This is a genomic window from Methylobacterium sp. D54C (assembly GCF_053345595.1).
This window is the reverse complement of sequence record NZ_JBKFAK010000057.1, coordinates 1-9,302: the sequence shown is the minus strand read 5'-3', so window position 1 is coordinate 9,302 and position 9,302 is coordinate 1. Positions and strand designations below refer to the sequence as shown.

Annotated in this window: 8 protein-coding genes and 1 pseudogene; 7 read left to right on the top strand and 2 right to left on the bottom strand. The window is 65.2% G+C overall.

Annotated features, from left to right (window positions below):
• From ACLBYB_RS32030 to ACLBYB_RS32005, 6 genes and pseudogenes are all read left to right on the top strand, one after another.
• Positions 1–110 (top strand): annotated as a pseudogene (locus ACLBYB_RS32030) (IS5/IS1182 family transposase); the annotation flags it as partial.
• Between the two features lie 60 nt (positions 111–170).
• On the top strand, positions 171–605 hold the full coding sequence (locus tag ACLBYB_RS32025) for a GTPase-associated system all-helical protein GASH (protein ID WP_447701275.1): 435 nt from the start codon (positions 171–173) through the stop codon (positions 603–605).
• The gene (locus ACLBYB_RS32020; RefSeq protein WP_447701274.1) at positions 602–1,558 is read left to right on the top strand and encodes a TRAFAC clade GTPase domain-containing protein; all 957 of its coding nucleotides are present in this window, start codon (positions 602–604) and stop codon (positions 1,556–1,558) included. The genes ACLBYB_RS32025 and ACLBYB_RS32020 overlap by 4 nt, the downstream gene beginning before the upstream one ends.
• On the top strand, positions 1,521–2,411 hold the full coding sequence (locus ACLBYB_RS32015) for a TRAFAC clade GTPase domain-containing protein (protein WP_447701273.1): 891 nt from the start codon (positions 1,521–1,523) through the stop codon (positions 2,409–2,411). The genes ACLBYB_RS32020 and ACLBYB_RS32015 overlap by 38 nt, the downstream gene beginning before the upstream one ends.
• Positions 2,408–4,900, top strand: a complete 2,493-nt coding sequence (locus ACLBYB_RS32010) for a GAP1-N1 domain-containing protein (protein ID WP_447701272.1) — start codon at positions 2,408–2,410, stop codon at positions 4,898–4,900. Before ACLBYB_RS32015 ends, ACLBYB_RS32010 begins: the two co-directional genes overlap by 4 nt.
• Before the next feature lie 10 nt (positions 4,901–4,910).
• Entirely contained in the window at positions 4,911–6,047 is a 1,137-nt protein-coding gene (locus ACLBYB_RS32005; protein WP_447701271.1) for a caspase family protein, read from the top strand.
• 80 nt (positions 6,048–6,127) lie between these two features.
• Here the strand turns inward: ACLBYB_RS32005 and ACLBYB_RS32000 are convergent, their stop codons facing one another.
• Positions 6,128–7,111, bottom strand: coding sequence for a S8 family peptidase (locus ACLBYB_RS32000; protein WP_447701270.1), 984 nt, complete (start codon positions 7,109–7,111; stop codon positions 6,128–6,130).
• Positions 7,112–7,887: 776 nt separating this feature from the next.
• Positions 7,888–8,490 carry a hypothetical protein gene (locus ACLBYB_RS31995; protein ID WP_447701269.1) on the bottom strand — a complete coding sequence of 201 codons (603 nt, stop codon included), beginning with the start codon at positions 8,488–8,490 and terminating at the stop codon, positions 7,888–7,890.
• A gap of 344 nt (positions 8,491–8,834) precedes the next feature.
• Here ACLBYB_RS31995 and ACLBYB_RS31990 point away from each other — a divergent pair, with 344 nt between their 5' ends.
• Entirely contained in the window at positions 8,835–9,023 is a 189-nt protein-coding gene (locus ACLBYB_RS31990; RefSeq protein WP_447701268.1) for a hypothetical protein, read from the top strand.
• Positions 9,024–9,302: the final 279 nt, after the last annotated feature.

Here is a 9,302-nt window from a genome sequence, read left to right as displayed (position 1 = left end):
CCTTCAACCGCCTCAAGGACTTTCGCCGGATCGCAACCCGCTACGACAAGCTTGCCCGCAACTACGCTTCGGCCCTCGCTCTGGCCGCCGTCATCACCTTCTGGTGCTGATCGAGTCCAAACCCTAGGGCTGCGGACAGGAAGGTTGGTCTGCTGTGGTGGCGGCAAGCGATGTACTCCAGCGAGTTGAACGCCGGGTACCGCACGCTGCCGGCCCCGGAGGCTGCACTGCAGATGGCCTTGGACCTACACCGCCAACTGCCGGCCTTTCACCCGACGAGCGTCGAGCACTTCCTCAGGGAAAGCATCGCCGAGACCTCAACCGGGGCACCTCGCAGGAAGGCGCTTGTCGATTTGGTGAAGGTCATCGCTCAGGACGAGGCGCTGCGGAAGAGGATGTCCGCCGTACCCGGCCGCATCGACGGCGAGGGGCCGGGACTTCTGCTCTCCCTTCTGGTGGATGCCGGGGCCGCGGGCGCCGATGCGGCCGCCGTCGAGGCAGCGACTGGGATCGTTGGTGACGTCCAACTCACCGTCGCCGACCTGGCGGTCATCGCGTTCCGCGAACTTCAGGCCTGCTCCGCTTTGCGGCTGGATCCTTCATGACCAAGCGCTGCGACAGGGCCGGCTGCTTTCCGGAAATGCCCTGCATCCTCGGCGAGGCCAGCAAGGATGAATGCCCCCATTACTCCGGAGAGGCGGACGCTGCGGCGACAGCCGCCGACCAGCAGCCGTCCGATGACGCCATCCTGTTCCCTTGGACGGGCAACTCGCTGGGAACCGCGGATATGCCTTTCGTCACGGGTCGCTCGGCCGCTCGGATGATCAGCCTCATCGGGCCGCAGGACGCGGGCAAAACCACCATCCTCGCGTCTTGGTATCTGCTGATGGGACGTGGGCGCGCTCCTGCCGGACGCTCCTTCGCCGGATCGTATACGCTGACCGGATGGGAAAACATCGCGCATGCCCTGCGTTGGGACGGAACGCCTCCGTCCTTTCCGCCGCACACCACGAGCGGTTCCGGTCGCGTGCCCGGCCAGCTCCATCTCGCCTTACGATCGGGCAACCGGACCGTGGATTATCTCTTCGCGGATTCCCCGGGCGAGTGGTTTCGCCGATGGTCGATCTCGCGGGATGCGCCCGATGCCGAAGGCGCGCGGTGGGTCAACGAACGCGCCGACGTCATCCTCGTCCTAGCGGATTGCGCCGCCCTCTCCGGTGCCGATCGCGGCCAAGCGCGGGTGATCCTTCAGAATCTGCTTCACCGCGTGGGGGCGGAAGCGCGGACGCGGCCCGTCGCCCTCGTCTGGTCGAAGTCGGACCTGCAGGTGGCCGAGGCGCTGCGCAAGGGTCTGCAGGAAACCGCACGGCGCCTGATGCCGGGCATCGTCGAGTTCTCGGTTAGCGTCACGCCCAAGTGTCAAAACGGCACCGATCCGACCGGGTTGCTAACCCTCCTGGAATGGGTGGCGGCGGCCCCGCTCGACCGGGCTGTTTCTCGCCCCGAACCACTCCTGCCGAATGACCCTTTCCACCGCTATGGCTTTGCACTCTCCTGACAGCCTGCCTCAGCGCGTTCTCCTGATAGGCGAATCCGCGGCGGGAAAGACGCATTTCGGGGCCCAGCTGCTGTTGCGTCTGCGCCAGGTCGGAGGCCGCTTCGCGATGCGGCCGGGCGAGGCGGCAACGAACCTTGGCCCGTTCGAGGAGACGCTCGCGGCCCTCCATTCCGGTCGTTCCGCGCGGCACACGGCACCTGTCGCATACGACGACAGCGAATGGCCAATACAGGACACTACCGGTTGCGCCGTCGACCTGATCTGGCCCGACTACGGGGGAGAGCAGATCAGGCGGATCGTTGACGATCGCCGGGTTCCGTCTGCCTGGAGGGATAGGATTCGGGATGCGCGGTCATGGCTGCTCTTGATCCGGATCCAGCACGCCCATACCGACGACGACATCTTTGAGCGTCCGCCTTCTCTCATCGCACCCGGCGAAGCCAACGCGGCTTTCCGCGCGTCTGCGCAAAGCCGCCTCGTCGAGTTGCTGCAAATAATGATGTTCATCCACGGCGCCGATCCTGCCGTACCGCGGGTCGAGCCGCGCCTCTCCATCCTGCTGTCATGTTGGGACGAACTCGACTTGCCGAACGGCATGACGCCCGCGTCGGTTCTCACCGAACGGATGCCGCTCCTCGCGGCCTTCGCGCGCAGCTGCTGGCACCCCGACGGGGTCAAGATCCTCGGTCTTTCGGCTCTCGGGAAACCGTTGGTGCCAGACCGGGAAGATCCTGAATACGTGGAGGGCGGCCCCGAGAGCCATGGGTTCGTCGTTCTGCCGGACGGGACCTGCACACCCGACCTCACGGTGCCGCTCGCCCTGACCATGCACCCCGCCGCGCCGAAGAAATGATCATCCAACAGGCCTTGTATGGCTACGACAGGGGCGGGCACGGGTTGCTGGCAATCAGCGACCCCGTAGTTCGGAAAATTGCATCCGAGCTGGCCTTCAAGTCTGACTTGCCAGGCACCCCCCCGCCCGGGTTGGAGTGGTCGGCCTATCTCAGGGCCTTTCCCCATGGGGGCGTGTTCTACGTGCTCCTAAGGACCATGCCCGACCCGGGGGCGCCACGGTCCGGGATGGTATTCGCGCACGCACTCTTCATTCGGATCGTCGATCTACCGGAACTGGGCTCGCTGCAGCGTGCCATCGCGTTTCTCGTGGATCGCCCGGCGCCGAGCCACCCAATAGCACCGCTGCAACTCGCGCCCACCACCTCATCCTTACGGAGCGAGATCGCTCCTGGCGCGGCGGACGTCGCGGAGGCCCTTGCTGCGGACACGCCCCCCCCGATCGTATGGGTCGGGCAGGAGGGCTGGGAGGAACTGGTCACCTCGCTGTGGGACCGCCTCCCCCCGACAATGAGGCGGTCATTCCGCTTCCGGCTTAGCTTCGGTCCCCAGGACGTAGAGGGCGATCCGCAACTGTTGATCTGCACGCCGAAGCGCATGGAGAGTCGGTGGACCTCGCATGTACGGATCGGTGCACCGAGCACAGGTTTCCGGACCGACGCCGGGCGCCTTTTGCTGTCCGCCGAGGGATCGGGCCGCCTTCAGGAGTTTGCGGCATCCATCGGCGCGGAGCTGCACGACGCACGAACTGCGGTCATGGTGGAGCACGCCGCATCCCTCTCGGCGGTGGGCCGGCCAACACCCGATACGCTCGTCCAGCTCGTGCGCATGACCGGCTTTCTCTCGCCCGACCCGAAAGTTGGCGTGCAAGCGAAAATCGCCATGTCATCCGCCCTCGTCGGCAGCATCGCCACCATGGCGGGGGCGGACATCCTCACCCTTCGACAGTTACGGCTCGACGCCTTCGCCGACGGCGGGAAGGCGTTGTGGAGAGGTGTTCGTGATTGGGTGGCGGCCGGCGCTCCCCCCTCTGGGAAGGCCGATCCGGCGACGCCCCGTATCCTTGGGCAGGCGATGGCGGATGGGCCGATCGCGGAGTGGAAGGATGCCGTAAGAGCCGGGCTGTCAAAGCTCGCGCAATCGCCTGAAGACATCGCCCCCCGCCTGTGGTCGTGGTGGTCGCAAGACGCCTCTCTCGTCCACGCCCTGGCTCCGCTGCTGCCCCTGGAGGACCGTTTGCAGCGGGAGCTCATGCGCGTGGCGCCGACCGCGCTGGGGGAGGCGCTTGCCGAACTTGTAGCGGCTCTGTGCGTCGGCCGTGGTTGGCTTCTGCTGCACGCTGCGGTCGTAAAGCGCGCCTTCGCATTCCCAGATGCCGTTCGCATTCATTTGTCGGTTGACGACAAATTTCGGCGCATCGAACCGCTGGACACGATTCTAGCGGGCGTTCCAGGCGACGAGGTGGTCGAGTGCACCCTCGTGCTCCCCGACCCGCGTCTGATCCGGCGAGCCGGCGAGGCCTGCGCCCGACAGCCGAGCCTCCTTCGTGGCTTCGATCCCGGATCCGAAGCTTGGCGTGGCATCCTCTTCGCGGCCCTGGTCGCCCTCCCCGATGCTTGGAAGGGGCTCATGGATCCCGAGGGCTTGGTCCCTGCCCTCGCCAGGCTCGGCAGCCAGGTGGATGACGCCTTGTGGCAGGTGGTCGTGAAGACCCCGCTAGCCGATATATCCGGCCGAAACGACCGGGCCGCCGTCTGGCCCCTCCTCCCTGCCAAGTTCGTCGATGCCTTCCTCCAGCCTACGGCGGATGGTTGGCTCGCACGTTGGCGCGGCGCCCCGAACTTCGAGGGCATACCAGAAGAGTCTCTTCGAGGGGCTGTCACTTCGCGACGCCGCATCGCGACGTTCCTGGGCACGCCATGCTCCGACCAGGCGGTGTTGGAGCTCTTCGAGCTCCTCGTTGAGTTGGAGGCATCCCCGTTCGTGGATTGGTTTGAGCGGCGTGCGAACGAGCCGCTGGATGCCGTGGTCGCCGCGGAGGTGGGGCGTTTGGCCAAGCGACGCGGCTGGAGCGTCGTCCCGCAGAGGATCGTTTCTCGATACAGCACACGCAAGGATCTTCTGCCGGCGCTCCGGGAGAGCTACGACCTCCTGCCCCTGCTGGATCGGGTTTGGCTGTACTGGTCAGGCGTATCGTTGCCTGCGCCGAGCCACGACGAGCTCTGGCAGTTGCTCGTCGAGGTCGCCGCGGAGACCTTCCCTGAGCCATCGGAGGCCAAGGACGTCTGGTGCGAGGCGGGCGGTCAGCGATCGACCTTCCCGGGTGCGGAAACCGGGCGGGCACGTTGGCAGGCGGCGATCCGGCTGATCCGCCAGGGCGGCGGCGGCGTTTCAGGTCACGCTCTTATACATGCCATGCTGGTCGAGCGGCCCCGAAACGATAAGCTCAAGCGGTTGTCGCAGAGTGCGCCGTTCAGTGATGGCTGGTAGCAGGTGGCTGATGGCGGACGAGTTCACAAACGGCCGGGCCTTGATCATCGGCGTCTCGCGGTACCGGCACGTGCCCTGTCTTCCGGCCGTCGCGCATGACGCGACGGACTTCCATGCGTTGCTGCGCGATCCGCTACGGGCCAGCTATCCGCGGCACCAAGTCAGATTGCTCGTCGACGAGGATGCCACGCGACCGGCGGTTCTTAGCGCGCTTGATCGCCTCGCGAAGGAGACGGCGCGGGGCGATACAGTCATCGTCTACTTCTCCGGACATGGCGGGCGGCCAAGCCTCGAACCCGAAACGCCAAGTTTCCTTCTGACAACTGAGGCAGATCCGGTCCGCCTCAGCGAGACCGCCATTGCGGCGGCGGAGCTCACGGCGGCGCTTCGCGCAATCCCGGCGGCACGGCTAGTCGTCATCATTGACGCATGCCATGCCGGATCCTCGGGCGAACCTAAGGACGGCATCATAGCTCCGCTTCCCCTGGTGGGTCTGACGAAGGAAGGCCTGGAGGGGCTGGCGAGCGGGACCGGCCGCGTCGTCCTAGCGTCATGCAGGCCGGATGAGCGTTCGTGGATCGAGCATGGCGCCCGCAACAGCCTCTTCACCGGCCACCTGCTTGGTGCCTTCCGGGGAGGACTGCGTTCCGCCGACCGCTATGTACGCGTCCTTGATCTCTTCAACTATGTCGCTGGTCGCGTCACTACCGCTCGGTCTGACCAGCACCCCATCCTCAAGGCATCGATCGAGGAAAACTTCCCTTTGGCGATGTCGGCGGCCGTGGCTGTCACAGTGGAAGCGGCACCTTCGGTCTCACCGACCGCATCCCAGCCATCGAGCGGACCAGAACTCGGTGAGGCTTGGTGGCGAGAGCTTCTTGAAGTGAGCGCCGACCTCTTCCCGGGCGGTCCAGCGGAAGACGATCTTTGGAAGAGGGCCAGCGGCGATCGCTCGCGGCTGCCGGCTCGGGGGAGCGCGAGGTCAGCGTGGTATGCGGCCTTAAATTTACTCAAGCAAGGCGGGGGCGGCGCCGGGATCACGCCGACGACCCTGCTGGGGGTCATGCGCGCCGATTTTCCCCACCACGTAGAGCTTCTAAAGCTGGAGGCGGCGTTGCAGCCTGAGGACGGTCATGACGTGACCTGAGAGAAGGGAGCGTCCACGGTGGCTGCGAGACGGACAGCTTGTGGCACGGAGGCACCGATGGCTGATGGGCTTCATCCGCGTTACGCGGGTGCCATCACGAGCCCTTGACCGATATCGCCCTCGTCCGCGGCTGCAATGGCATCCTTACGCGCGGAAGCCAGCAGACGCGCCAGCACGTTGCCAGCATCCGGCATCGTTCCCTGGTCGCGTAATGCCTCCCACCAGAGGGTGGCGACGCCGGTTACGTGCGGGCACGCCATGCTCGTGCCGCTCAAGGTGGCGAGGGCACCGCCGGGCCAAGCGGACCGGATGTCGACTCCTGGGGCCGCTACGCGAGCGAGGCTATTGGAGAAGTCTGCGACCGAGTACCCCGCGCCGTGCCTGCCGACGGCCGCGACCGACAGGACGCCGTCAGCAGCGGCAGGCAATGACGCGGCGATACGGTACCGTTTGTCGACGCCACGCTTGCTCTCGTTGCCGGCTGCCGCGACGACGAGCGGCGAGGCGCCGAACGATGCGTTCGCCCGCAGGACGGCCATGAGCGCATCGAACATGCGCAGATTTCCTCGATACGCCTCCAGAGCGTCCGAGGTGGCCAAGTCCGCAGGCCAGCCGTCCGCGACGCGCTGCGAGACCATGCCTGCGAAGTCGAAGCCCAAGGACATCGACACGATGTCTGCACCCGCGTCCATCGCCCAACGCAAGGCCGAGAAGATCATCTCCGAAGTACCTGACCCGTCATCTCCGAGAACCTTGCCAATCAGGGCATGCGTCACCCCGCGCGCAACGCCGATCCGGGCGCTGCCGACGTCCCGTCCAAAGATCGTTCCGGCGCAATGGGTGCCATGGCCCTGTCGATCGCCCGATCCCTTTCCCGTGAAATCTCGTTCCACGAGATCCACGCCACGGAACGCGGGATGATCCCGCTCTATACCGGTGTCGAGAACCGCAACTTTAACGCCGGCGCCGGTGCGACGGCTCCGGTCAGCACCTACCGCAGCGATGCCCCAGCCAGTCGTGTCCCTACTAGCTGCCGGTAGAGGAACGATCAGCCTGGTCGGCATGACAGGGGTGACCGCTCGCACCTTGCGATCCGCCCCGAGCTCAGCAAGCGCTCTTTCGGGAAGCCGCTCCACAAACAAGCTCGGCTGGGAGCCACCTGGATATGCTTCCCCGGCAGCGCCCCCCTTACTAATGGCGCCCTCGTCCGCGTCCCTCAAAATGATGAACCGCCTCACGCCTCAATCCTTTCCTCGTCACACCACGTCGCAGCCGTAAATAGCCAGGCATTTTGATCAGTACGAAGCTCGCATTATCGCAGATCTTGATCTTCGCGAACGGAAGCACGTCTGAGGGCGAGAGATCCAATCACCTCTCCAAAGCCATCCGATTTAGCTGGACAATAGCCGACATGCCATGTCGCAGGATCGGATTGTTACTCGTCCACCTCCTGGCACGCCTCACCCCGCGTGTGCTCCCGATTCCGCCGCTTCGCCTGCGCGGTTGCTCGCACGAGGGCAGCCTCCTTGAGGCCGCGACCCCGATCGTCGAACCGAGTCGCTATTGGAGGAGATGTGAACGGATCAAGTCGTTCCTAAGCGAACATCGCGTCGGCTTGCGTGCCCTACCCAAGAGCTCAACCGAGTCGCTTCTACGTGGGGGCGACACTCTCTATAGAACCCGGTTGCGCGGCAGCCCCGGACCGGCAGGTGGATGTGGGATAGGGCCGCGTTCGAGGCCCTGTCCCGTCGACCTGGAAACCCACCTGCGTAGAGCCACGGCCCGGAGGGTCCCGAGGGTTGCCCAAGGCCAGGGTCGCCGATCCTGCTAAGCCGCATGATTAAGGTATCAGCCCGTCACGCCAACCAACGAGCCGAGACACCTCTCGCGCCGGCACATCCTCCTCCGTCCAGACGGCGCTCGGGAATTCGACGTCCTGATAGTAGGTCCGGTCGCCGGGCTCGACCTTGAGGATCTCCCACGCCTGCAGGTCGGCGAGCGTCAGCTCGGCGGCGGCTGTCGCCGACGTCTTGCCCTTCATACTTCGGATGAAGATGACGGCGTCGTTCAGGCTCGTCGCGAAAAACACGCGCGGCGTGAGGTAGGTGCGGTCCATCCAGGTCCGCCCGGTCGCCGTGAGCGCGAACCCATCGTCAAGGATACGATCCGCGTTGCCTACGTCCGTCGCGTGGTAGAGTTCCTTCGGTGTAGGAACCGGAGGAATTTGCTCGGGCTCAAAACAGGCGAACTTGTCCTTGCCTTGCGTTCCGCTGCGTGTGCGATACCAACCGTTCCGACCAGCCTCTTGGTCAAGCCAATCCATGCCGGCCTTCGAGTAATCGTTGTCCCGGTAAACCACGACCACGCCATAAGGCTCATTAACGTTCACATGGGCCTTCACTCCGCACAGTTCGGCGCTATTGTGACTGTCGAGAGCAGCCACCAAGACTAAGGCATTCGCGGGCGCCGATGATTTCGGGGATCGAGCCATATAATACTCTGTCGACGCTGACAGGATCGGCGCCCCCGGATTGGGGTGGTGCGATGGACAGCAGCGCGCGAGATCGGATCGCGACGGGGGTATCGGCTAGCTCGATCGGCGGCACGAGCCACCGGGTGCTGGTAGCTCTCGGCACGTAGGTGCGCCTGGGGCGGGCGGCAAGGCCCGATGCCGGCGTCACCAGACCTATGCAGGCGATTGAGCTACGATCCGGTAAGGGCAGGGCTGCAGGGGGGCACCGCAGCGCATATCTGTGGGGAATGCCAACCGATGTGCCCCATGGTTCCGTGAATGCCGTCCTCTGGTTCACGTCCTTGCGCCCCGACGAACAAGGGGTGACCCGGCGCATCCTCGATGATCTCGTGCCGTACCTCGACAGCGTCCGCATCCACCACCAGGTCTTCGAGGTGACGACCGCTGGCCAGTTCCTAGCCACCTTGGAGGCGTTGGCAGTCGAACGGCCGCGGGCACCCTGAAGCCGATTCTGCACCTCGACATGCATGGTTCCGCCGAGGATGGCCTTAGGATCGCGGCAAGCGGCGAGATGGTGCCGTGGGACGCCCTCGCCGACAGCCTGAGCGCGATCGATGCGACCCTGCAGAACAACCTGTTCTGACCTGACCGGTATTTTGTACCGAGCCAATTGAGCGACTGTCTTGGCGGTCAAGCGGTTTGCCATGGCGCTCCGTCCCTCAGGATGGCGTTGAGGATGGTGATCAGCTTCCGAGCAGTGGCAATCAGAGCAACGAGCTTGG